Raw genomic sequence first — 22,402 nt, forward strand, 5'->3', positions numbered from 1 at the left:
GGTGGCCCTCCTTACGGTGCGGCGCCGAGATAGGCGGCGATGACGTCCGGGTTGGCCCCCACCTCCTGCGGCGTGCCTTCGGCCAGCATGCGGCCCTGGTTCAGCGCGGTGATCCGGTGGGAGATACCCATCACCATCTTCATGTCATGCTCCACCAGGACGATGGTCACGCCGCTGGCCGCGACCGTCTTGATGACCTCGTCGATCTCGCGGCTTTCGGTGGCGTTCAGGCCGGCCGCCGGCTCGTCCAGCAGAAGCAGCTTCGGCTCCGACGCCAGCGCGCGGGCGATCTCCAGACGCTTCAGCGCGCCGTAGGGCATGGAGGCGGCATCGGCGTCGACATACTTCTCCAGCCCGACATCGGCCATCAGCTGCGCCGCCCGGTCCTTCGCCTCGCGGTCCTTGCGCACCAGCGACGGGAAACGGAACAGCGCCGGCAGGAGCCGGGTGTTCAGGTGCAGGTGCCGCCCCACCATGACATTCTCCAGCGCCGTCATGTTGAAGAAGATCTGCAGGTTCTGGAAGGTGCGCGACATGCCGCGGGCCGCCAGCCTGTAGGGCGCCATGCCCGACACGTCGGCCCCGTCGAACAGCACCCGGCCGCCCGACGGCTTGTAGACACCGGTCACCAGATTGAACAAAGTGGTCTTGCCCGCCCCGTTCGGCCCGATGATCGAATGGATGTCGCCGGCGGCGATGGAGAAGCTGAGGTCGCCGATGGCGAGCACGCCGCCGAACTCGCGGCTGAGATGCTCCACCTTCAGGATCGGCGGGCCGACGCGGCGGGCCTGGGTCGTGGTGTCGGGAGAAAGGTCCGTGGTCGCCAGCATCTTCATGCCCGCCTCCGCGCCGGGAGCAGCGCCGCCAGGGTGGGAAGCAGCCCCTTGGGCATGAACACCATCGTCGCCATCAGGATGCCGCCCAGCACGATCTGCTGGTAATCCTGGAAGATCGTCAGCGCCTGCGGCAGCAGTGTCAGCACCACCGCACCGACGACGGCGCCGAAGGTCGAGGCCATGCCGCCGAACACCACCATGGTCACCAGCTCGATCGACTTGAAGAAGTCGGCCTTGGCCGGGGTGATCAGGCCGGCATAATGGGCGAACAGGCTGCCCGCCACGCTGGCGAACACCGCCGACAGCACGAAGACGAGCACCTTGAAGCGCGCGGTGTCGACGCCGACCACCTCGGCCGCCACCTCGGACCCGTGGACGGCGCGGAGCGCCCGGCCCATCGGGCTGTCGATCAGGTTCAGCGACAGCCAGACCACGCCGACCAGCAGCACGCCGACCACCCAGTACCAGACCTTCTCGCCATACAGCTCGACGCCGAAGATCTTGAACGGCTCCACCATCATGCCGTCGGGACCGCCGGTCAGGCCGCTTTCGGTGCGCAGGACGATGGACACGATGATGCCGATGCCGAGCGTCGCCATGGCGAGGTAATGACCCTTCAGCCGCAGGATCGGCTTGGCGACCAGGAAGGCCAGCAGCCCGACGAAGGCGGCACCGGCCAGCAGCGCCACGATCGGCGGCCAGCCGTACGTGCCGACCAGCACGCCGGACGCGTAGGCGCCGATGCCGAAGAAGCCGGCATGGCCAAGGCTGATCTGCCCGGCATAGCCGATCAGCAGGTTCAGCCCGACGCAGACCACGGCGTTGAAGCCGGCCAGGATGGCGATGTCGAGATAGAAGTTGTTGGGCAGGAAGGCCGGCAGGATTGCGATCGCGGCAGCCAGCGCCAGAAGCCCGGTCAGCCGCCCGTGAAGGAGTGCGTTCATCGGTTGTACGGTCCTTACACCCGTTCGGTGCCGCGCTTGCCGAACAGCCCGTTCGGCATGAAGAGGAGGACGGCCAGGATGATGACGAAGGCCACCGCATCCTTGTAGGCCGAGGAGATGTAGCCGGCGCCCAGCGCCTCGGCGATGCCGACGATCAACCCGCCGGCAACCGCACCCGGCCCGTGGCCGAGCCCGCCCAGAACCGCTGCGGTGAAGCCCTTCAGCCCCAGCATGATGCCCATCTCGGTGTAGGAGAAGGTGATGGGGGCGACCACAGCACCACCGACCGCACCCAGCGCCGCCGACAGCGCGAAGGAGGCCAGCACCACCCGCTTCACGTCGATGCCGACCAGCTGGGCGGCCAGCCGGTTGTGCGAGGTGGCGAGGATCGCCTTGCCGGTCAGCGTCCTGGCGAAGAACAGGCCGATGGCGACGATCAGCACGCCCGCGGTGCCCACCACCCACAGCGACTGCGGCTGCATCGAGGCGCCCAGGATCTGGATCGGCGTCTCGCCCGAGAAGGCGTCCAGCCGCTTGAAATCCTTGCCCCAGACCAGCTCGGCGACGCCACGCAGGAAGATCGAGGCGCCGATGGTGATGATGATCAGCGTGACGGTGGAGGCGTTGCGGGCGCGTTCGACCGCGAACTTCGCCACCAGGACGCCGACCAGCATGGCGCCGCCGCAGCCGATCATGATCGCCAGCGGGAGCGGCACGCCCGACGCCGTCAGGGTGGCCGACGCCATGCCGCCGATCATGATGAACTCGCCCTGGGCGAAGTTGATGACGTGGCTGGCGTTGTAGATGATCGAGAAGCCGAGCCCCGCCAGCGCATAGATCGCGCCGATGGTCAGCCCCGACAACAGATATTGCAGCAGTTCCGCGAACATCGTTGGGTTCCTGATGTTCCTCTCCCGCGCACATCTCCCCCTCTCCCCCCGGGGAGAGGGCCGGGGTGAGTGGGGTGCGGAGGGTGGATTTTTGGGAAGCGGAGTGGCTTTTACTTGAAAATCCTCGCCGAGCATCCCCCTCACCCTAGCCCTCTCCCCGCTTTCGGCGGACCGGAGGTCCGCCTGTCGCGTCAGCGCAAACGAAGTTTGCGCGTGAGCGGGGGAGAGGGGGGCAGGGCTGCGCTCGTCACTTCACCAGCGCCCAGTCACCCTGCTTGACCTCCACCATGTGGAAGGCGTCCAGCGTCAGGCCCATGTGGTCCTTGGCGCTCATGGTCACGGTGCCGCCGGTGCCGACATAGCCCTTGGTTTGCTCGATGGCGTCGCGCAGCTTGGCCTTGTCGGTGCCGCCGGCGCGCTTCACGGCATCCAGCGCGATCATCAGCCCGTCATAGGCGTGGCCGGCGAAGGTCGACACCTCGGTGCTGAAGCTGTCCTCGTAAACCTTGGTGAATTCGGTCACGACCTTCTTCTGCGGGTCGCTGTCCGCCAGCTGTGCCGCGACGACCAGACCGGCGGCCGGCAGGCGCACACCCTCGGCGGCACCGCCGGCCAGGCGGATGTATTCCTTCGACGCGACGCCGTGCGACTGGTAGAGCGGCAGCGTGATGCCGAGCTGGCGGTAGTTCTTGGTCACAACCGCCGGCCCCTGGCCCAGGCCGAACACCAGCACCGCCTGCGCTGCGGCGTTGTTCTTGACCTTGGTCAGCTGGGCGGTGACATCGGTGTCCTTGGCGCCGTAGGTCTCGTCGGCGACCAGCTCGATCCCGCGCTCCTTGGCGACAGCGACGGTCTGCTCGCGGCCCGACTTGCCGAAGCCGCTGTCCTCCGACAGCAGCGCCAGCTTGGTCAGCCCGCGCTTCTTCATGTCCTCCATAACCTTTTCCGCGGCCATGCGGTCGGTGTGGGGGGTCTTGAACACCCACTTCTTCACCGGCTCGACGATCACCACGGCGCCGGCCAGCGAGATGAAGGGCACGCCGGCGCGTTCCACCAGCGGCACCGCCGCCATGGTCGCCGCGGTCGTGGTGCCGCCGACGATCACGTCGACGCCGTCGCTCTCGATCAGGCGCTTGGTGAAGGAGGCCGCCTTGTCCGCCGCACCGCCATCGTCATAGACGGTCAGCTGCACCGGCCGGCCGCCGACGCCGCCCGCCTGGTTGATGCGGTCGGCATACAGCTCCAGCACCTTCTTCTCCGGATCGCCCAGGAAGGAGGCCGGACCGGTGGCCGAGACGATGGCGCCGACCTTGATCGGATCCGCGGCCTGGGCGGCCCCCGGCATCAGACCGGACACCGCTGTCATGGCGGTCATGGCAGTGAAGGCGATGGTGGCAAGCAGGCGATTGCGCATGATGTCCTCCCTGATGCTGTCCCGCTTGTCGCCGGACCGGGCGGCGGCCCGATCCCGGCGCTGCGGAACGATTTGCTCCACATAATGTTTCAAACGAAATGGTTGCGAAAGAAAAAATTCAGCCGGCGTAACCACAATCGAATTGCGGATGTTGCCGCCTGCCTCCCCTTTCCTTTGCGATCCCTCCGGCTTGGCACCGGGAAATCGTCATTTCGTTTTATGACACAAATTTACTTTCAGACACAAAGCTAGTGTATCACATTAATGATTGTCAAACGGAAAGTCCGGGTTGCCTCCTATCGGCGGCGGACCTGCTTTCCGCCTCCCGGTCCGCGCTGTCGTGGCACTGGCCCAACCGGTCCCAGGTTTCGTATACAACTCCGTCGCACCCCCCGTTTCGACACACGACTCAAAGCCGCATCGATAAGGACACCCCCTCCGCATGGCCCGCCCGCGCCGCCCCGAAGACCTTGCCGCCCAGCTGACCGAGACCATCGCGCCGCGGGCGAAGTCGCTGATCATCACCGTCTATGGCGATGCGGTGCTACCGCATGGCGGATCGCTGTGGCTGGGCAGCCTGATAGAGTTGACGGGCCTGTTCGGCATGAGCGAGCGGATCGTCCGCACCTCGGTCTTCCGGCTGTGCAAGGACGACTGGCTGACCAACACCCAGATCGGCCGGCGCAGCTTCTACCGCGTCACCGACAGCGGGAAGGAACGCTTCGCAGCGGCCGAACGGCGGATCTACGCCCCGCTGGCCCGCGAATGGGACCGCGGCTGGGATCTGCTGATGGTGCCGCCCAACGCGCTGGATGCCGAGACGCGCGACGCCCTGCGGCGGGAGTTGACCTGGCAGGGCTTCGGCGCGGCGTCGGCCACCGTCTATGCCCACCCCAACTGCGACGAGGCGGCGATGCACCGTTCGCTGGCGGAGCTGGGCGTGGCCGACAGGATCGTCCACATGAAGGCCAGCCTGGACCGGGCGGAGGGGTTCGGGGCGTTGCGCGATCTGGTGCGCGGCTGCTGGGACATCGATCAACTCGAACACGATTATGCCGCGTTTCTGGATCACTTCCGTCCGGTCTGGGCAGCCGTCGATGCCGCCGAGACGCCGGACCCGGCCGCCTGCTTTGTCCTGCGCACGCTGATGATCCACGATTTCCGCCGCATCCTGCTGCGCGACCCGATGCTGCCGCCCGACCTGTTGCCGGCGGACTGGCCGGGTCAGGAATCGCGGATGCTGACGCGCAACCTCTACCGCCGCCTCGCCGGCCCGTCGGAAGCCTTCCTGATGCAGGCGGCAACCACCGCCAACGGCCCGTTGCCGGAAGCCCAGCCCGCCTTCCAGGGCCGGTTCGGCGGTCTGGAGACCATTGCCGCCGGCTAGAGTGCGATCGCTTCAAGCGGAATCGCTTGAAACGTGAATCACACGGAAAACCAAAAGTTTAGAGTTTGTCTGGTGCTTCAATAAGCATCAGACAAACTCTAATATAAGCATTCCCGGATCGGGCGTTTTCCGCGTCCTGGGAGCAGTCACACCAAAACACCACACGCCAGAGCCAGAAAAAGGCGATACAGTCGACGATCATTCCCAATCGACCGAAGGCCGGAAAGCTGTCGATGCTGACCATCGTCTACCGCAGCGAGGCCATCGACCGGCTTCCCTACAGTGCGCTTGCCGACATCTGTCTGTTCAGCGCCCGCAAGAACTCTGCACAAGGCATCACCGGCTTCCTGGTCGAGCTCGAGGGCATCTTCCTCCAGGTTCTGGAAGGCGAAGCGGAGGTGGTGGACCGGCTGTTTGCCCGCATCGTCGACGATCCGCGCCATCGCGACGTGACGCCTCTGCTGCGGGAGGCCTCGGGCGGGCCGCCCGAATTCGGCTTCTGGGCGATGAATTTCGGCCCGCTCGACACGCCGACCTTCTGGCAGGCGATCTTCGGCACTCCGATGCGGAGCGGGGAATTCCGGCAACGGTCGCACGGGGTCGGCTTCGCGCGCGATGTGCTGAGCCGCGCCTACATGCACGCCTGTATCGTCGCCGATGTCGACCCCGCCGCCCGTGACATGGTGCGCGGCAACATTCCCGTCCTCGTCCGGTCCTGAGCGCGGCCCTGCCCGCCGGGCATCCTGATACCCGCCCTGAGATTTCTGTTGGCTGATCGAACGAATTGATCTGGATCAATTCGCCGCCTTCCTGTGCTTATGTTTTCAAATCAATGGATTACATGGGCAATCCTCCCGATCTGAAATGATACACATGCCGTTGATATCGATCAATTTCTGTGTCATATAAAGACCATAGGGCGCCGATGGAAATGTGAGCGCCCGCCGAAATGCCCCGGAGGAAACGCCCCCATGTCCAAGGACTACACCCCCATCGCCAACACGATGGATTTGCCCCCCGCCACGCCGCAGCCGAACGTCTACCCGCTGTCCTGGGTGTCGCAGACCAAGAAATTGGAAGAGGTCTATGCCGCCGCCCAGCGCGAGAACTGGGACCCGGCCAAGCTGCCCTGGGACAGCTTCGACGTGTCGCGCTACAGCTGGGAGGAGCGGGAGGCCATCGCCTATTGGTGGACCATCCTGTCGGTGTTCGACGCCTCCGCCCCGCCGGTCTTCGCCCATGCCCTGATCAAGACCTACGAGGTGCATGAGGAGGACCCGGTCCGCCGTTGCTTCTTCTCGGTCACCCGCGACGAGCAGAACCACGAGCAGATGTGCGGGCTCGCCATCACCAAACTGCTGGAGGCCACCAGCCCGCTGACCTACGAGCCGAGGACGGATCTCGGCCGCCGGTTGCAGAAGAACGCCCACTGGCTCTACTACAATGGCGGGCGCTATTGGGACGGCTACAAGAAAGCGGTTCCGAAATATTCCCTGGCCGTGCTGTTCAGCTCTTTCCTGATGGGCGAGATCGCGGCGGCGACCATCTTCCACCAGATGGCAGCCGGTTGCAGCGAGCCGGTGTTCAAGGAGGCCTTCCGCAACATCGGCCGCGACGAGGGCCGCCACATGGCGATCTGCATGTCGGTGATGGAGCGCGACTATCCCCATCTGGCGATGGAGGACCGCTCGATCATCACCAAGCAGATCCGCGCCGGCTACCTGTTCCTGTCCGCTGTCCTGTTCGAGCCGCCGCCCCAGTTCTGGGACCTGCCCGACGACTTCATCGCCACCCAGCGCGAGGCCGAGGCCATCGCCCGCAACGCCGGTTTCCACATCCCGGATTACGAGGCGAAGAAGGAGAACTGGCGCAACGCCATGCTGAACCTGAAGGGCGTGCTGGACCGCTACGGCATCCCGTTCCCGGCCATCCCCGAGGTCGGCATCACCGGCGAGGAAGTCCGGGACGTCGACATGGACGAGATCATCCCGGTGTTCTGAGCAAGCCTGCCTGAACGCTCCCCTCCCACCTCATCGACGGGGAGGGAGGGGCATCGCGCCCTCACGTCTCCAATACCGCCCAAGGATCCCGCCGGTGAGCCGCATCCGCCTCCACCCCTCGGGCCGCACGGTCGAGTGCCGTGACGGCGAGACCGTCCTGTCGGCGCTGGAACAGGCCGGCTACGCCCTGCCCAACAACTGCCGCGCCGGCGCCTGCGGCGAATGCAAGGTCAAGGTCCTCAGCGGCCAGTTCGACCAGGGCATGGTCCTCGACATGGCGCTGTCCCAGCCCGAGCGGAAGGACGGCTATGGCCTGATGTGCATGGCCAAGCCGATCTCCGGCGAGCTGGTGATCGAATACGGCACCGCCGACGCCCAGCCCAAGCTGTTCCCGCCGCGCGAGAACGTGCTGTTCATCGTCACCGACCGCATCCCGCGCACGCCCCGCATCGTGGAGCTGCGCCTGCGCCCGCTGGGCCAGCCGCTGCGCTACTGGCCGGGCCAGTATGTGATGCTGGGCGATGCCGCCGCCGGGGCGCCGCCGCGCTGCTATTCCATCGCCAACGCGCCCCGTCCGGACGGCGAGATCGTGCTGCAGGTGACCCGCGTCGACGGCGGCCCGACCAGCGGCTGGATCCACGACCGGCTTTCGGTCGGCAGCATGGTCAAGCTGTCCGGCCCCTACGGCACCTTCATCGGCGACCCGTCGGTCGACAGCCCGGTGCTGTGCATGGCCGCCGGCTCCGGCCTCGCCCCCATCCTGGCGCTGACCGATGCGGCGCTGCGCCGCGGCTACCGCCCGCCGGTGACGCTGCTGTTCTCCGCCTGCACGCGGGCCGACATGTATGAGCTGGGTCTGCTGAGCTACTGGCAGGCCAAATACCGCAACTTCAAGGTCAAGGTGACCCTGACGCGCGAGGAGGCCGCCGGCCATCTGACGGGCCGCATCCCCGCGATCCTGCCCGGCCTGTTCCCCGACCTGTCCGGCCACGCCATCTTCACCGCCGGCAGCCCCGCCTTCGTCGAGGCTTGCGTCACCGCCGCCCGCGCGTTGGGCGCCAGGGACGACCGCATCCACAGCGAAGGCTATGTTTCGCAGCACATCCCGGAAGCGCTGCCGGCCGACCGGCTGATGGCGGTGGGGTAACGGCGAACAGGCGCCTCAGGCCTTGCGGACACCGGCGATGAAGCCGTCGATCTCGCGGGTCAGGTCCTTCGACTGGCCGGCGAGTGCGGCGGCGGCGGCGAGCAGCTGGTCGGCGGCCGCACCGGTTTCGCCGGCACCTGCCCGGATGTTGCCCATGCCGCCGCTGACCTCCTGCGCCCCGTCGGCCGCCCGGATCACGCTGCGGGCGATCTCCTGGGTCGCCGCCGCCTGCTGATCCACCGCCGCGGCGATCCCCGACGCGATGCGGCTGACCTGGGCGATGGTCTCGTTGATGCCGTGGACGGCGGTCACCGCCTCCTGCGTCGCATCGCGGATGCCCTTGATCTGTCCGACGATGTCCTCGGTCGCCTTGGCGGTCTGGTTGGCGAGGCCCTTGACCTCCGACGCCACGACGGCGAAGCCCTTGCCTGCTTCACCGGCGCGTGCCGCTTCGATGGTGGCGTTCAGCGCCAGCAGGTTGGTCTGGCCGGCGATGGAGTTGATCAGTTCCACCACGGCGCCGATCCGTTCGGCGCTCTCCGCCAGAACGGTGACCGCCTCGTCGGCCCGCTTCACGTCGGACACCGCGGCATCGGCGATCCGGGCGGACTCCGCCACCTGCCGGCCGATGTCCTGGACCGAGGCGGACAGTTCCTCCGTCGCCGCGGCGGCGGTCTGCACGCTGTCGGCGGCGGCGCTGGCGGAGGCGGCCACCTGCTCCGACCGGCCGAGGCTCTGGTCGGCGATGCCGGTCAGGGCGCGGGCGGTCGATTCGAGCTGCTGGGCGGACGAGGCCAGCGCCCCGGTCAGGCCGCCGACGCGGACCTCGAAGCTCCTCTGCAAATCGGCCAGCGCCGCGACGCGGGCCTCCTTGGCATGCCAATCGGCCTGCTGCTGGCGGTCGAGTTCCTTTGCCCGGACCAGCCCTTCCTTGAACACCTCGACGGCGCGGGCCATGCCGCCGGCCTCGTCGTCGCGGTCGGCACCCGGCACCGTCACCGCCAGATCGCCGGCCGCCAGCCGGTCCATGGCGACGGTGACGGCGCTGACCGGCCGGGCGATGCCGTCGCCGACCTTCCAGGCCACCACGCATCCCAGCGCGACGCAGCCCAGGCTGACCAGCACGATCAGGACGGCGAGCCGGTTCGCGTCCGCCATCACGCTGGACTGCGGCGCCGCCACCATGAAGGACCAGGCGCCGTCCGCGCCGGAGAAGCGCACCGGCGCCAGCCGCAGGTAATGCGGCGCCCCGGCAAGCGTGACGAGGCCGTCGAACGCGCGGCCTTCGGCGACGGCGCGGCGGGCGGCCTCCGGCAGGTCGTCGGCGGTCTTCGACAGCCTGCCGTCGTCGGGATGGGCGACATAGAGACCGGAGCCGGTCAGCACCGCGGCGAACCCGTCGCCATAGGGCTTCACCGAGCGGACGAGGTCGGTCAGGCCGCTCAGCGCCATGTCGACCCCGGTGACGCCGATCACCCGCCCCCCGCCTGCCGCCCCGTCGATCACCGGGGCGGCGGCGCTGGTCATCAGCCGCTTGGTGAAATCGTCGAGATAGGGCTCGGTCAGGACCGGCTTCCGCGCGGCGGCGGCCGACTTGTAATATTCCTTCTCCTGCACGTCCGCGAAGGGATAGCCCTCGCTGTCGTCGGCATGAACCCCCTTGTCCCCCGGCAGCCACAGCAGGCTCATCCGGCCGGTCTTGGGCAGGCCGAGAATCTCGGTCGAGCGGTCATGGTCGGCGAAGGCCGCATCCCGGCCGTCGAACCCGTCGTCGGCCATGTCCACCCACACCCCGGCATAGAGCGGGTTGGCTTCGGCAACGCGGCGCAGGTAGCGGTTCACCGTTTCGCGCCGCGGGCTTCCGGTCGACCGTTCGACCTCCACGAGGGCCGCGGCGGCACGGGCGGCGTCGAGTGCGGCGGACAGGTCGGCGGCGACCCGCGCCCCATGGCGGTCCGCCATCTCGGCCGCCAGGGTCTGGGCGGCCTTGTGCCCGGCGTCGCGCGACAGGGTGAGCGACACCGCCGTCACCGCGGCGGCGCCCGCCGCCAGAACCGCCGCAACGCCAATGATGATCTTCGTCCTGAACCGAGCCTTCATGCCGCACACCTTTTTCCGGTCCGCCAGATGTTCCGGAATGAACGGCAAGGCGGCGCCAAATAGGGGTAAGGGGCGGCACCTTATAATCGATAACGGTCGGAAGGCACGTCAATTCTCATGATTTGACGCCTGGCGGCTCAACCTTGAAATGGATTCCGGACCGTATGCTGTGCCTGCCCGGTCAAGCCATGGAAATTGCTGCAACTGCGAAAAGTAGCATCGGCAGGGTAAGGAAACCCCGCCGATGCATCGTCCACAACCAGCAATGCAAGAGGCCATCGGCGCTGGTGGCTCCCCTTACGGCCCCTCGTACCGCACCACCTGCTGGTCGATGGCGCCGAACACGCTGGCGCCGGTGGCGTCGAACAGCTCGATCCGCACCCGGTCGCCGAAGCGCATGAAGGGGGTCTTCGGCGCGCCATGCTCGATGGTCTCGATCATCCGAAGCTCGGCCAAGCATGAATAGCCGACGCCGCCGGCATCGACCGGCTGGCCGGGACCGCCATCCAGCTTGTTCGACACCGTGCCCGACCCGACGATGCTGCCGGCCGCCAGATGGCGGGTCTTGGCGGCATGCGCGATCAGCGTCGGGAAGTCGAAGGTCATGTCGACCCCGGCATCCGGCTTGCCGAAGGGCTCGCCGTTCAGCGTCGTCAGCAGCGGGCGGTGCAGCTTGCCGCCATCCCAGGCCTCGCCCAACTCGTCCGGCGTCACCGCGACGGGGGAGAAGCTGGAGGCCGGCTTGGACTGGAAGAAGCCGAAACCCTTGCCCAGCTCCGCCGGGATCAGGTTGCGCAAGGACACGTCGTTGACCAGCATCAGCAGCCTGATCTGCCCGCGCGCCGCCTCGGCCGAAACGCCCATCGGCACGTCCCCGGTGATGACGGCGATCTCCGCCTCGAAATCGATGCCCCAGGCTTCGGTCGCCGCCGGGATCGGGTCGGTCGGCGCCAGGAAGCTGTCGGAACAGCCCTGATACATCAGCGGGTCGGTCCAGAAGCTGGGCGGCATCTCGGCCCCCCGCGCCTTGCGGACCAGTTCCACATGGTTGACGTAGGCCGACCCGTCCGCCCACTGATAGGCGCGCGGCAGCGGCGAGGCCGCCAGCGCCGGGTCGAAAGGCTGGCCGGACGCCGGATCGGCGTTCAGCGCGCGATAGGCCTCCTCCAGCCTGGGCGCCAGCGCCGTCCAGTCGTCCAGCGCCGCCTGCAATGTGCGGGCGATGTCCGGCACCGGGACGGCGCGGGTCAGGTCGCGCGACACCACGACCAGGGTGCCGTCGCGCCCGCCCGCCTTCAAACTTGCCAGCTTCATTCGTCTCTTCCCTTCCTCAGAATTCAGCGTCCGGCGGCCTTGGTCCCGGTTTGCAGGTGGCCGCTCATTTCGCCATCCAACTGTCGGCGTATCCGCCCCATTCGACGCCGTCCATCGCCGGATAGACGTCCAGCGGATCGCGGGTGTCGATCATCACCGCGACCTCGTCGGTCTCCTTGCGCTCGAACTTCTGCGCCACCTCGTAGGCCTTCGGGTGCGGCCCGTGCGGGAAGCCCGAGGGGTGGTAGGTGACCATGCCGGGATGGATGTTGTCGCGCGAGAAGAACTGGCCGCGGTGATAGAACAGCACCTCGTCGAAATCCTCGTTCGAGTGATAGTAGGGCAGCTTCAGCGCCTCCGGGTCCGACTCGATGGGCCGCGGCACGAAGGTGCAGACGATGAAGCGCCCCGCGATCCAGGTGCTGTGCGCCGACGGCGGCAGATGGTAACGGTGGCTCATCAGCGGCCTGATGTCGCGCCAGTTCAGCCGCACCGGGGCGAGGTCGCCATGCCAGCCCACCGCGTCCAGCGGGTTGAACGGATAGGTCATGGCGCAGAGCTGCCCGCGCTTCTTCACCCGAACCAGCGTCTCGCGCTCGTGCTTCTGCGCCTGGAAGGCGTCGTCCAGCGCCGGGACGTCCAGAACCGCCGGATCGAAGATGGCATGGGTGCCGACCAGCCCCTTGTGCGGCAGCTTGTAGGCGTCGTTTGTTGCCTCCACCATCAGCACCATCACCGCCTCGTCGGTTTCCAGCCGCCAGCAGGTGTTGCGCGGCAGCACGACATAGTCGCCCTCGCGCACCTCGAGATAACCGTAGTCGCAGAACAGGTGCCCGCCGCCGTGGTGGAAGAACAGCAAATCGTCGCCGTCGGCGTTACGGACGAGATGCTCCATCCTGCCCTTGAAGCGCCACAGCCGGACCTGGGTCGCCCCGTTGCCCATCAGGGCCGGCGCCTCCAACGGGCAGCCCGGCATGGTATCGACATGGTTCAGGTCGAAGGCGCGCGGGCGCAGCGGCCCGTCGAAGCTGGTCCAGCCGGTCGGCGGATGGGCATGGTGCATCTGGGTCGCCGGGCCGAAGAAGCCCTCGCGCCCCATCTCGCGCTCGTAGGTGCCGGCGGGAAGCCGGACATGGGCCTGACGCGACGCGGTGCCCTCGACCTTCGGAAACGAAATCCAGTTCTTCATGGCGCTTCCCCACTCACTGCCGCCGGCATTTCCGCATCGGGCGCCGGCAGGCTTGTTCCGTTGCCGCCATTTTAGTTTCGTTTGAAACTGTTGCAAGAGCCAAATTACAGCGCAGGATGGGGCACCCGCGACCCTCCCTACAGACGATGCGCCGCCGATGCCGCCTGCCCGCCGTTCCCGCACCGCCTCCCCCAGCCCCGCATCCGGCCAGACGGATTTGCCGGCGCTGCATCTGACGCGCTTCCTGCCCTACCGGCTGTCGGTGCTGGCCAACACGGTCAGCCACACGCTGGCCAAGCTGTACGAGAAGCGGTTCGGCATCACGATCCCGGAATGGCGGATCATCGCCGTGCTGGGCGGCGGCGAGACGATGAGCGCCGGCGAGATCGCGCAGCGCACGGCGATGGACAAGGTGCAGGTCAGCCGCGCCATCAGCCGCATGCTGGATTCGGCGCTGATCCTGCGCGAGTCGGGCGACACCGACCGGCGCAAGGCCCTGCTGACCCTGACGCCCAAGGCGCTGGCGATCTATGCGGAGATCGTGCCGATGGCGCTGACCTACGAGGAAGAGGTCACCGACGCCCTGTCGATCGACGAGCGGGCGCAGCTCGACACGCTGCTGTCCAAGCTCCAGGCCCGCGCCGACCAGCTCGCCGCCCGCCCGGCGCCGGCCGGCGCGCAAGCCGAGGCGGCGGGCGAGTAAGGACGCCGCTCAGGCCCCTTTCACCTTGTGCAGCGGCTGGCTGGTGCCGGCATCGACGCGGCCGCGGCCGGGTTCCTCCGCCTCCAAGGGGGCGCAGGCGACCATGGTGGCGAGCGAGCGACGGGCGAGGCGCTGGTATTCCTCCGTCCCCTCCGACTTCCAGGCGACCTCGTCGGGGCGCAACTCGCGCATCACCTTGGCCGGCAGGCCGGCGACCAGGGTGCGCGGCGGCACAACGAAGCCGGCCTTGACGAAGGCCATGGCGGCGACGATGGACTCCTCGCCGATCTCCGCCCCATCCATCACCACCACATTCATGCCGACCAGCGCGTTGCGGCGGACGATGCAGCCGTGCAGCACCGCGCCATGGCCGACATGGCCGTCCTCCTCGACGATGGCATCATGGCCGGGGAAGGCGTGGATCGTGCAGTTGTCCTGCACGTTGCTTCCCCGGTGCAGCACGATCCGGCCAAAATCGCCGCGCAGGCTGGCGCAGGGGCCGACATAGCAGCCGGGTCCGACGACCACGTCGCCGATCAGCACGGCGGAGGGGTGGACGAAGGCGGTCGGGTCGATGACGGGGATCACGCCGTCTATGGCGTAGACGGTCGGGCGCGGCAAGGTTGGGGCGGTCATGAGCGGGCGTTCCTCGGTGTCACGGTTCGGCTGTCTGCGGCCGATCTTTTGCCGCAAGGCTACACCGCCGCAGGCTGTACGCGATACTGATTTTCCGCCATAGTGAGCATACCTGTATCGCTTCTCCGACTCCCTTGCCGAGAGTGACGCGAAAGCTTGATTGGTATCAAATGAAACTGTATCGTTGGCAACAATAACAATCCGCCAACGCGCCCTGTCATGGTTTCCGGGGGAGGAAACGCCCGATGCACGCGACCTTCAGCTATCCGAAATACAGCTTCACACCGTCGGACGAACAGCGCACCGGCAACGTCCGGCGCCATCCGGTGGTGATCGTCGGCGCCGGCCCGGTCGGGCTGACCGCGGCCCTCGACTTCGCGCGCAAGGGCGTGCCGGTGGTGGTGCTGGATGCCGAGGACACCGTCAGCGTCGGTAGCCGCGCCGTCTGCTACGCCAAGCGCGCGCTGGAGGTGTGGGACCGGCTGGGCGTTGGCCAGCGCATGATCGACAAGGGTGTTGTCTGGAAGATCGGCAAGGTCTTCAACGGCGACCGCATGGTCTACCAGTTCGACCTGCTGCCGGAGCCGGACCATAAGATCCCCGCCTTCATCAACCTCCAGCAATATTACCTGGAGGATTTCCTGGTCGCGCAAGCCCGCAAGAGCGACCTGATCGACCTGCGTTGGCTCTCCCGCGTCATCTCCGCCAGGCAGGAGGCCGACCATGTCGTGCTTCAGGTGGAGACGCCGGATGGCGTCCATGCGGTCGAGGCCGATTGGGTCATCGCTTGCGACGGCGCCAAGTCGTCGGTGCGCAAGATGATGGGGCTGGAGTTCCAGGGCGAGGTGTTCAAGGACCGCTTCCTGATCGCCGACGTGGTGATGAAGGCCGATTTCCCGGCGGAACGCTGGTTCTGGTTCGACCCGCCCTTCCACCGCAAGCAGTCGGCCCTGCTGCACATGCAGCCGGACAATGTCTGGCGCCTGGATTTCCAGCTGGGCTGGGACGCCGACCCGGAGGAGGAGAAGAAGCCGGAGCGCGTCATCCCCCGCGTCCAGGCGATGCTGGGCGCCGACACGCCGTTCGAGCTGGAGTGGGTGTCGGTCTACACCTTCCAGTGCCGCCGGTTGGACCGCTTCCGCCATGGCCGCATCCTGTTCGCCGGCGACAGCGCCCACCAGGTCTCGCCCTTCGGCGCCCGCGGCGCCAACAGCGGTGTGCCGGATGCCGACAATCTGGTGTGGAAGCTGGCGCTGGTGCTGGACGGCAAGGCGCCCGAGTCGCTGCTGGACAGCTATTGTGACGAGCGGGTGGCAGCGGCGAAGGAGAACATCCTGAATTCCACCCGCTCTACCGACTTCATCACGCCGAAGAGCGAGATGAGCCGCGTCTTCCGCGACGCCGTGCTGGAGCTGGCGGTCGACCAGCCCTTTGCCCGCGCGCTGGTCAATTCCGGCCGCTTGTCCACCCCCACCACCTACACCGACAGCCCGCTCAACACGCCGGACGGCGACCGCTTCGCCGGAAGGATGGTGCCGGGCGCCCCCGCCACCGACGCGCCGGTGGAGCGTGACGGCCTGTCCGGCTGGCTGATGGAGGTGCTGGATGGCCGCTTCACCGTCCTCTACGCCGCAGGTGACGGGCCGGTCCCGGCCGAGGTGGCGGAGGCGCTGGACGGCCTTGCCGCCGGACCGCTGCCGCTGGCCTGGCACGCGGTGACCGACCGCCGCCGCGGCATCGCCGGGGAACTGGTGGACAGCGCCGGCCGGCTGCGCGAACGCTACGACCTGACGCCGGGCAGCGTCTATCTGATCCGCCCCGACCAGCACATCGCCGCCCGCTGGCGCCGCTTCGATGCCGCGGCGCTGTCCGCCGCGCTGGACCGCGCGGTCGGCCACACGGTCAGCCGCTGATTCCCTGACATTCCCGGAGCACTTCCCATGGCCAAACTGATGACCGAGCAGCGCTTCGCCAGCCCGGACGACGTCTACCAGCTGCTGATCGACAGCCACCGCGACCTGACGCCTGAGCAGAGCACCCGCCTGAACGCCAAGCTGATCCTGCTGCTGGCCAACCACATCGGCGACGCGGAGGTTCTGGCCGAGGCGCTGCGGGTGGCGCGGCAGGGGATCGAGTAGAAGAACGGGGAAGGGAGGGGGCAATCGTCAGCCGCCCCTTCCCTCCCCGCTGACGCCAAGTCCAAGATGGCGTACAAAGGCGCAAGAGCCCTTTCCTTGCGGAGACTGCGCCAGCCCATGACTTCCGCCATGACCCTGCGCCGCCTGTTCGCCCTATTCTTCCTGCTGCTGTGCTGCGGTCCCGCCCTGGCCGAGGGGTTGACGCAGACGATGCTGCCGATCCCGGCGCGCTTCCCCGACGGCACATCCGCCACGCTGGAGGCGATGCTGCTGCGGCCGGACGGGCCCGGCCCCTACCCCATCGCCATCCTCAGCCACGGCACGCCGCGCGACGCGGCGGAGCGGGCGCAGATGACGCCGTTGCGCTACCTGCCGGAAGCGCGCGAGTTCGCGCGGCGCGGCTGGGCCGTGGTGGCGGTGATGCGGCGCGGCTATGGCGGGTCGGACGGCCCCTACAGCGAAACGACCGGCCCCTGCAACAACCCGGACTATCTGCGCTCCGCCCGCCAGAGTGCGGAGGATCTGCGGCAGGCCATCCGCTATGTGGCGGAGCAGCCCTTCGCCGACGCCAGCCGCATCCTGGCGGTGGGCGTGTCGGCCGGCGGGCTCGCCAGCATCGCGCTCAGCGCCGATCCGCCGCCGGGACTGAAGGCGGTCATCAGCTTCGCCGGCGGCCGCGGCTCCATCGCCGACAACCAGGTCTGCCAGGAGGACCGGCTGGTCGGCGCCTTCGGCACGATGGGCCGCACGTCGCGCGTTCCCACGCTGTGGATCTATGCCGAGAACGACCTGTTCTTCGGCCCCGGCCTCGCGCGGCGCCTGTGGGAGGCCTTCACCCAGGCTGGTGGGCGGGCGGAGTTCGTCGCCGCACCGCCGAATGGCAAGGACGGGCATTTTTACTTCAGCGCCGCCATCCCGGAATGGACGCCGACGGTCGACCGCTTCCTGACGAAGACCGGGTTGGCTCCGCGCGGCACGCCGATCGCGCTGTCGTTCCCGGCGCTGCCGCCGCCACCGGAACTGTCGGCCGCCAACCGGGCCAAATTCCCCGCCTATGTCGAAGCCGGCGGCAACAAGGCCTTCGCCGTCTCGCCCGACGGCGCTTATGGCTGGAAGGCCGGCCTGCGCAGCCTGGACGAGGCGCAGAAGGGGGCGATGGAAAACTGCATGTCGCACACCCAGAAGGGATGCCGCGTCGCCTATCTCAACGACCGGCCGGCCGGTGGTGCCGCCGACATGGCGGCTGTTCCGCCGACGGCTGTCGCGCCGGATGGGCCGCGCGGCACGCGCGTCAGGCTTGAGCCGCCGCCTGAGCTGTCCGCGTCCGGACGCGAGAAGTTCGACGCCTATGTCTCGGCGGCCGGACGCAAGGCCTTCGCCGTGTCGCAGGACGGCGCCTTCGGCTGGAAGTCGGGCATGGCGAGCGAGGACGCCGCCCGCCGCGCCGCACTCGACAACTGCGCCAAATTCACCCGCCACACCTGCTATGTCGTGATCGTCGACGACCGTCCGCTGCGCTGAGGCGGTTCCCTCGTCACCGCAAATGAAAAGGCCCGTCCGGCATCCCGGACGGGCCTTTTTCACAAGCGGCAGTCCCGACCTCCGCGTCAGCGCGGAGCCAGCACCATGACCATCTGGCGGCCTTCGAGCTTCGGCATCTGCTCGACCTTCGCCAGCGCCTCCAGCTCGTCGCGGACGCGGACCAGCACGTTCATACCCAGATCCTGGTGCGCCATTTCACGGCCGCGGAAACGCAGGGTCACCTTGACCTTGTCGCCTTCCTCAAGGAAACGGCGCGCCGAGCGCATCTTCACGTCATAGTCGTTGTCATCGATGTTCGGCCGGAGCTTGATCTCCTTGACCTCGATGATCTTCTGCTTCTTGCGGGCCTCGTTCGCCTTCTTCTGCGCCTCGTACTTGAACTTGCCATAGTCGAGGATTTTGCAGACGGGCGGTTCAGCCTGGGGAGCGATCTCGACCAGGTCGAGACCGGCATCCTCGGCAGCCAGCAAAGCATCGCGCAACGACACCACCCCGATCATCTCGCCATCTGCACCGACGAGACGAACGGAACGAGCCGAGATCTCCCGGTTAACCCGCGGGCCATCGCGGGTCGGGGCGGCTTCGGACGGGATCCTGGCTATGGACGCTTCTCCATGGTCTGTGACCACGGAGAAGCCGGCCGTCCAGAGGAGCGGCCGGCAGCGTCGCGCGGTCGGTTAAAACGGCGAATCGGTCACGGTCTCGCCGGCCGGCGATCTCGCTTCCTCCAACAGTTTAGCAACCGCCGCATCGAGGGCAAGAATTTCCTGATCCTTGCCGCCCAGCACGCGGAGCGCGACCGTTCGCTCTTCCGCTTCCCGCTTTCCGACAACCAGCATCAGCGGGACCTTCTGCAGGCTGTGTTCGCGGACCTTCAGGTTGATCTTCTCGTTGCGGGTATCGAGTTCGACGCGCAGCCCCTTGCGCTTCAGCAGCTTGGCCACTTCCTCGGCATAGCCGTCGGCCTCGCTGGTGATGGTGGCGACGGTCACCTGGACCGGCGACAGCCACAGCGGGAACTTGCCGGCGTAATGCTCGATCAGCATGCCGATGAAGCGCTCCATCGACCCCAGGATCGCGCGGTGCAGCATGATCGGCCGATGGCGGGCGCCATCCTCGCCGATATAGCTGGCATCCAGTCGTTCCGGCAGGTTCGGATCGTACTGCAAGGTGCCGCACTGCCAGGTCCGGCCGATGGCGTCGGTCAGGTGGAACTCCACCTTCGGGCCGTAGAAGGCGCCCTCGCCGGGCAGCTCCTCATACTCCAGCCCGGCGTCGCGCAGCGCCTGGGCCAGCGCGCCTTCCGCCCGGTCCCACAGCTCGTCGGCGCCGGTGCGGACGTCCGGACGCAGCGCCAGCTTGACCGAGATCTTGTCGAAGCCCAGGTCCTTGTAGACGCCGAGCTGCAGCTTGAAATACTCGGCCGCCTCGCTCTGCACCTGATCCTCGGTGCAGAAGATGTGGGCGTCGTCCTGGGTGAAGGCGCGCACGCGCATGATGCCGTGCAAGGCACCCGACGGCTCGTTGCGGTGGCAGGCGCCGAACTCCGCCATGCGGATCGGAAGGTCGCGGTAGGAGCGCAGGCCATGGCGGAAGATCTGGACATGGCCGGGGCAGTTCATCGGCTTGATGCCCAGCAGCTTCTCGCCGCCGTCGGCCTCGACCTTGAACATGTTGTCGCCATACATGTCCCAGTGGCCCGACGCCTTAAACAGCGAGCTGTCGATCAGCTGCGGCGTCTTCACCTCGACATAGCCGGCCGACTTCAGCTTGGTGCGGATGTAGTTTTCCAGCGTCTGGTAGAGCGTCCAGCCCTTCGGATGCCAGAAGACCGAGCCGACCGCCTCTTCCTGGACATGGAACAGGTCGAGTTCCTTGCCCAGCTTGCGGTGGTCGCGCTTCTCCGCCTCCTCGATCTGGTGCAGGTAGGCCTTCAGCTCCTTCTCGTCGCGCCAGGCGGTGCCGTAGATGCGCTGGAGCATCGGGTTGCGGCTGTCGCCGCGCCAATAGGCGCCGGCCACCTTCATCAGCTTGAAGCCCTGGCCGACCTTGCCGGTGGTCATGGCATGGGGGCCGCGGCACAGATCCAGCCAGTCGCCCTGGCGGTAGATCGACACCGGCTCGCCCTGCGGGATCGCCTCGATCAGCTCGGCCTTGTAATGCTCGCCAAGCTTCTTGAAGTAGGCGACCGCCTCGTCGCGGTCCCAGACCTCGCGGACGATCGGGATGTCGGCCCCGACGATCTCGCGCATCTTCGCCTCGATCTTCTCCAGATCCTCGGGCGTGAACGGCTCGTCGCGCGCGAAGTCATAGTAGAAGCCGGTGGCGATCGACGGGCCGATGGTGACCTGCGTGCCGGGATAGAGCTTCTGCACCGCGTCGGCCAGCACATGGGCGGCGTCGTGGCGGATGACCTCGAGAGCGTCGCCGTGGTTGCGCGTGACGATCTCGATCTTGGCGTTGGTAGTGACGGTGGTGGTGAGGTCCTTCACCGTGCCGTCGATCTTGACGGCAAGCGCATCTTTGGCCAGGCGCGAACCGATGGACTGGGCAATCTCGAGCCCCGTCACCGGCCGGTCGAACTCCCGCACGCTGCCGTCGGGCAGCGTGATGGCGATGTTGGACGTCACCGAAGTCACCATTTAATAGTGTTGGTCTCACCCGCATCGGGTGCCCGGACTTGGCCGGGAACGCGAAATTTCCATCGCCGCGTGGGGGAATGTCAAGCGTGGCTGCGGAAATCAAGGCTGTCGAAAGGCCAACGCTGCATTGCCGCCACAACCCGGTATCGGTCAGATGCGGGCGCTCGCCCCAACGTTACTCCGGCTTCCGGCTCAGCCGCGGTTCGCCGAACAGATAGCCCTGGCCGAAGTCGAAGCCGGTGTCGAGCACGTCGACCAGCTGGTTCTCCGTCTCGATCTTCTCGACGATCAGGTCGATGCCTTCGGCGGCGCAGCGGTGGCGCAGCTCGCGGATGCGCCCGGCGTTGGCGGGATCCAGCACCAGCGCGCGGTCCAGCTTGATGCAGCGGAACTCGTGGCGCAGCAGACGGTCGATGTCGATGGACAGGTCGGTCACCTGGTCCATCGAGAAGCGGAAGCCCAGCCGCGCCAGCTGCGACAGGATGCCCATCGTCACCGCCCCGCCCGCGCTCACCGCGTGCTGGCTCAGCTCGAACACCAGCTTGGGCACCAGGGCATGGTTCTGCGCCATCATGTTCAGGAACTGGCGCATGAACTCCGCATCGGCCAGCGTCGCGGCGGAGATGTTGGCGAAGAAGCCGATGGCATGCTGGCGCCGTTCCGTCTCGCGGATCAGCTGGACGCAACGGACCAGCTGCAGATTGTCGATGGTGGCAATCAGCCCCTCGCGCTCGGCGATGTCGAGATAGCGGTCGGGCATGATCTGCTGCCCGTCGGCGGCCCGCACCCGCGAGAACACCTCGTAGAAGCGATGCTTGCGCTGGGGCAGGCTGACAATGGGCTGGAGATAGACGTCGATGCGGTCGGCCTTCAGCGCATCGCGCACCGCCTCCAGCACCGCTGCATCGTCCATCGGGGCCGGCGCGGCGGGAACGGGCGCGGCAGAGGGCGGTGCGGCAGGCGGTACGGACGACGCGGGACGGCGCTCTCCACTGGCGGCCGGTGGACGGGGGGCACGCCGCTCGGTCAGGCGGGCGACCAGCGACTGCAGAAGCTTCACCTCCTGCATCACCGCGTCGTACCGCACCCCGCCGTCGGGCTGGGCGCCGGGATCGGCCGCAAGTCGCCGCTCCAGCAGCAGGGCCAGCTCCTCCACCCGGTCATTCAGGCGGGCGATGCGGCGGGCGGCCTTGCGCTCGCGCTCCAGCCGCGTGACCGCCTCATGGACCAGCGCGCCGGCCAGCACCACCAACGCCCCCACCAGCCACGCCACCAGCGGGTCGGCCTCCGGACGCAGCGCCCACAGGGCGGCTCCGGCCGAACCGCCGGCGATCAGATAGGCCAGCGCATAGACAAGGTGCGTCAGCAGGGTCATGGCGGGAACCGGAATGGTGGGCGCCGCCGTGGTCGGGACGGCGGCGCCGGGGCGGAAATCGGCGGTCAGGGCCTTCACGGGTTCGCAGCCTCCGGCAGGAGCATGATGCGGACCTTGCGGGCGTCCCGACTGAGTGACCCACTGT

Annotated in this window: 19 protein-coding genes; 8 read left to right on the top strand and 11 right to left on the bottom strand. The window is 67.6% G+C overall.

What is annotated here, in order from left to right; genetic code table 11:
* Positions 1–11: 11 nt before the first annotated feature.
* The 4 genes from ACWPN8_RS13305 to ACWPN8_RS13320 form a co-directional block, all read right to left on the bottom strand.
* Entirely contained in the window at positions 12–836 is an 825-nt protein-coding gene (locus ACWPN8_RS13305) for an ABC transporter ATP-binding protein (RefSeq protein WP_109445468.1), read from the bottom strand.
* On the bottom strand, positions 833–1,780 hold the full coding sequence (locus ACWPN8_RS13310; protein ID WP_109445467.1) for a branched-chain amino acid ABC transporter permease: 948 nt from the start codon (positions 1,778–1,780) through the stop codon (positions 833–835). Before ACWPN8_RS13310 ends, ACWPN8_RS13305 begins: the two co-directional genes overlap by 4 nt.
* 14 nt (positions 1,781–1,794) lie before the next feature.
* Positions 1,795–2,670, bottom strand: a complete 876-nt coding sequence (locus tag ACWPN8_RS13315; RefSeq protein ID WP_492241067.1) for a branched-chain amino acid ABC transporter permease — start codon at positions 2,668–2,670, stop codon at positions 1,795–1,797.
* Between the two features lie 247 nt (positions 2,671–2,917).
* Positions 2,918–4,084: an ABC transporter substrate-binding protein gene (locus tag ACWPN8_RS13320; protein WP_492241068.1), complete on the bottom strand. Its 1,167-nt coding sequence runs from the start codon at positions 4,082–4,084 to the stop codon at positions 2,918–2,920.
* A 442-nt stretch (positions 4,085–4,526) separates the two neighbouring features.
* On the opposite strand from ACWPN8_RS13320, the gene paaX reads away from it, so the two are divergent.
* From paaX to ACWPN8_RS13340, 4 genes are all read left to right on the top strand, one after another.
* Entirely contained in the window at positions 4,527–5,471 is a 945-nt protein-coding gene (paaX, locus tag ACWPN8_RS13325; RefSeq protein WP_492241069.1) for a phenylacetic acid degradation operon negative regulatory protein PaaX, read from the top strand.
* Between the two features lie 233 nt (positions 5,472–5,704).
* Positions 5,705–6,190, top strand: coding sequence for a BLUF domain-containing protein (locus tag ACWPN8_RS13330; protein WP_109445464.1), 486 nt, complete (start codon positions 5,705–5,707; stop codon positions 6,188–6,190).
* Between the two features lie 252 nt (positions 6,191–6,442).
* The gene (locus ACWPN8_RS13335) at positions 6,443–7,471 is read left to right on the top strand and encodes a hypothetical protein (protein WP_492241070.1); all 1,029 of its coding nucleotides are present in this window, start codon (positions 6,443–6,445) and stop codon (positions 7,469–7,471) included.
* Between the two features lie 94 nt (positions 7,472–7,565).
* Positions 7,566–8,618 (top strand): 2Fe-2S iron-sulfur cluster-binding protein, encoded by a 1,053-nt coding sequence (locus tag ACWPN8_RS13340; RefSeq protein ID WP_492241071.1) that lies wholly within the window; start codon positions 7,566–7,568, stop codon positions 8,616–8,618.
* A 15-nt stretch (positions 8,619–8,633) separates the two neighbouring features.
* Here the strand turns inward: ACWPN8_RS13340 and ACWPN8_RS13345 are convergent, their stop codons facing one another.
* The 3 genes from ACWPN8_RS13345 to ACWPN8_RS13355 all read right to left on the bottom strand — a co-directional run bounded on the left by ACWPN8_RS13345 (position 8,634) and on the right by ACWPN8_RS13355 (position 13,221).
* Positions 8,634–10,718 carry a methyl-accepting chemotaxis protein gene (locus ACWPN8_RS13345; RefSeq protein ID WP_492241072.1) on the bottom strand — a complete coding sequence of 695 codons (2,085 nt, stop codon included), beginning with the start codon at positions 10,716–10,718 and terminating at the stop codon, positions 8,634–8,636.
* A gap of 297 nt (positions 10,719–11,015) precedes the next feature.
* Positions 11,016–12,032, bottom strand: coding sequence for a fumarylacetoacetate hydrolase family protein (locus ACWPN8_RS13350; protein WP_492241073.1), 1,017 nt, complete (start codon positions 12,030–12,032; stop codon positions 11,016–11,018).
* 64 nt (positions 12,033–12,096) lie between these two features.
* Positions 12,097–13,221 (bottom strand): homogentisate 1,2-dioxygenase, encoded by a 1,125-nt coding sequence (locus ACWPN8_RS13355; RefSeq protein WP_492241074.1) that lies wholly within the window; start codon positions 13,219–13,221, stop codon positions 12,097–12,099.
* Between the two features lie 157 nt (positions 13,222–13,378).
* Here ACWPN8_RS13355 and ACWPN8_RS13360 point away from each other — a divergent pair, with 157 nt between their 5' ends.
* Positions 13,379–13,924, top strand: coding sequence for a MarR family winged helix-turn-helix transcriptional regulator (locus tag ACWPN8_RS13360; RefSeq protein ID WP_455177504.1), 546 nt, complete (start codon positions 13,379–13,381; stop codon positions 13,922–13,924).
* A gap of 9 nt (positions 13,925–13,933) precedes the next feature.
* Here the strand turns inward: ACWPN8_RS13360 and ACWPN8_RS13365 are convergent, their stop codons facing one another.
* Positions 13,934–14,560: an acyltransferase gene (locus ACWPN8_RS13365; RefSeq protein ID WP_109452603.1), complete on the bottom strand. Its 627-nt coding sequence runs from the start codon at positions 14,558–14,560 to the stop codon at positions 13,934–13,936.
* 245 nt (positions 14,561–14,805) lie between these two features.
* On the opposite strand from ACWPN8_RS13365, the gene ACWPN8_RS13370 reads away from it, so the two are divergent.
* The 3 genes from ACWPN8_RS13370 (at position 14,806) to ACWPN8_RS13380 (ending at position 18,219) form a co-directional block, all read left to right on the top strand.
* The gene (locus tag ACWPN8_RS13370; protein ID WP_109445457.1) at positions 14,806–16,473 is read left to right on the top strand and encodes an FAD-dependent oxidoreductase; all 1,668 of its coding nucleotides are present in this window, start codon (positions 14,806–14,808) and stop codon (positions 16,471–16,473) included.
* Positions 16,474–16,500: 27 nt separating this feature from the next.
* Entirely contained in the window at positions 16,501–16,698 is a 198-nt protein-coding gene (locus tag ACWPN8_RS13375; protein WP_109445456.1) for a DUF2783 domain-containing protein, read from the top strand.
* A gap of 117 nt (positions 16,699–16,815) precedes the next feature.
* Positions 16,816–18,219 carry a CocE/NonD family hydrolase gene (locus tag ACWPN8_RS13380; RefSeq protein WP_492241075.1) on the top strand — a complete coding sequence of 468 codons (1,404 nt, stop codon included), beginning with the start codon at positions 16,816–16,818 and terminating at the stop codon, positions 18,217–18,219.
* Positions 18,220–18,305: 86 nt separating this feature from the next.
* Here ACWPN8_RS13380 and infC read toward each other — a convergent pair whose 3' ends face one another.
* The 3 genes from infC to ACWPN8_RS13395 form a co-directional block, all read right to left on the bottom strand.
* Positions 18,306–18,833: a translation initiation factor IF-3 gene (gene infC / locus ACWPN8_RS13385; protein WP_042696225.1), complete on the bottom strand. Its 528-nt coding sequence runs from the start codon at positions 18,831–18,833 to the stop codon at positions 18,306–18,308.
* A gap of 84 nt (positions 18,834–18,917) precedes the next feature.
* A complete protein-coding gene (gene thrS, locus ACWPN8_RS13390) occupies positions 18,918–20,882 on the bottom strand; it encodes a threonine--tRNA ligase (RefSeq protein ID WP_109048017.1) in 1,965 nt (654 codons plus the stop codon).
* Positions 20,883–21,057: 175 nt separating this feature from the next.
* A complete protein-coding gene (locus ACWPN8_RS13395) occupies positions 21,058–22,335 on the bottom strand; it encodes an EAL domain-containing protein (protein WP_492241076.1) in 1,278 nt (425 codons plus the stop codon).
* Positions 22,336–22,402 lie beyond the last annotated feature (67 nt).

The sequence above is a fragment of the Azospirillum sp. UENF 112521 genome (assembly GCF_058780665.1).

Coding starts and splice junctions, on each gene's coding strand:
- ACWPN8_RS13305 (WP_109445468.1), bottom strand. CDS start 836: ATGAAGATGCTGGCGACCACGGACCTTTCTCCCGACACCACGACCCAG.
- ACWPN8_RS13310 (WP_109445467.1), bottom strand. CDS start 1,780: ATGAACGCACTCCTTCACGGGCGGCTGACCGGGCTTCTGGCGCTGGCT.
- ACWPN8_RS13315 (WP_492241067.1), bottom strand. CDS start 2,670: ATGTTCGCGGAACTGCTGCAATATCTGTTGTCGGGGCTGACCATCGGC.
- ACWPN8_RS13320 (WP_492241068.1), bottom strand. CDS start 4,084: ATGCGCAATCGCCTGCTTGCCACCATCGCCTTCACTGCCATGACCGCC.
- paaX (WP_492241069.1), top strand. CDS start 4,527: ATGGCCCGCCCGCGCCGCCCCGAAGACCTTGCCGCCCAGCTGACCGAG.
- ACWPN8_RS13330 (WP_109445464.1), top strand. CDS start 5,705: ATGCTGACCATCGTCTACCGCAGCGAGGCCATCGACCGGCTTCCCTAC.
- ACWPN8_RS13335 (WP_492241070.1), top strand. CDS start 6,443: ATGTCCAAGGACTACACCCCCATCGCCAACACGATGGATTTGCCCCCC.
- ACWPN8_RS13345 (WP_492241072.1), bottom strand. CDS start 10,718: ATGAAGGCTCGGTTCAGGACGAAGATCATCATTGGCGTTGCGGCGGTT.
- ACWPN8_RS13350 (WP_492241073.1), bottom strand. CDS start 12,032: ATGAAGCTGGCAAGTTTGAAGGCGGGCGGGCGCGACGGCACCCTGGTC.
- ACWPN8_RS13355 (WP_492241074.1), bottom strand. CDS start 13,221: ATGAAGAACTGGATTTCGTTTCCGAAGGTCGAGGGCACCGCGTCGCGT.
- ACWPN8_RS13360 (WP_455177504.1), top strand. CDS start 13,379: ATGCCGCCTGCCCGCCGTTCCCGCACCGCCTCCCCCAGCCCCGCATCC.
- ACWPN8_RS13365 (WP_109452603.1), bottom strand. CDS start 14,560: ATGACCGCCCCAACCTTGCCGCGCCCGACCGTCTACGCCATAGACGGC.
- ACWPN8_RS13370 (WP_109445457.1), top strand. CDS start 14,806: ATGCACGCGACCTTCAGCTATCCGAAATACAGCTTCACACCGTCGGAC.
- ACWPN8_RS13375 (WP_109445456.1), top strand. CDS start 16,501: ATGGCCAAACTGATGACCGAGCAGCGCTTCGCCAGCCCGGACGACGTC.
- ACWPN8_RS13380 (WP_492241075.1), top strand. CDS start 16,816: ATGACTTCCGCCATGACCCTGCGCCGCCTGTTCGCCCTATTCTTCCTG.
- thrS (WP_109048017.1), bottom strand. CDS start 20,882: ATGGTGACTTCGGTGACGTCCAACATCGCCATCACGCTGCCCGACGGC.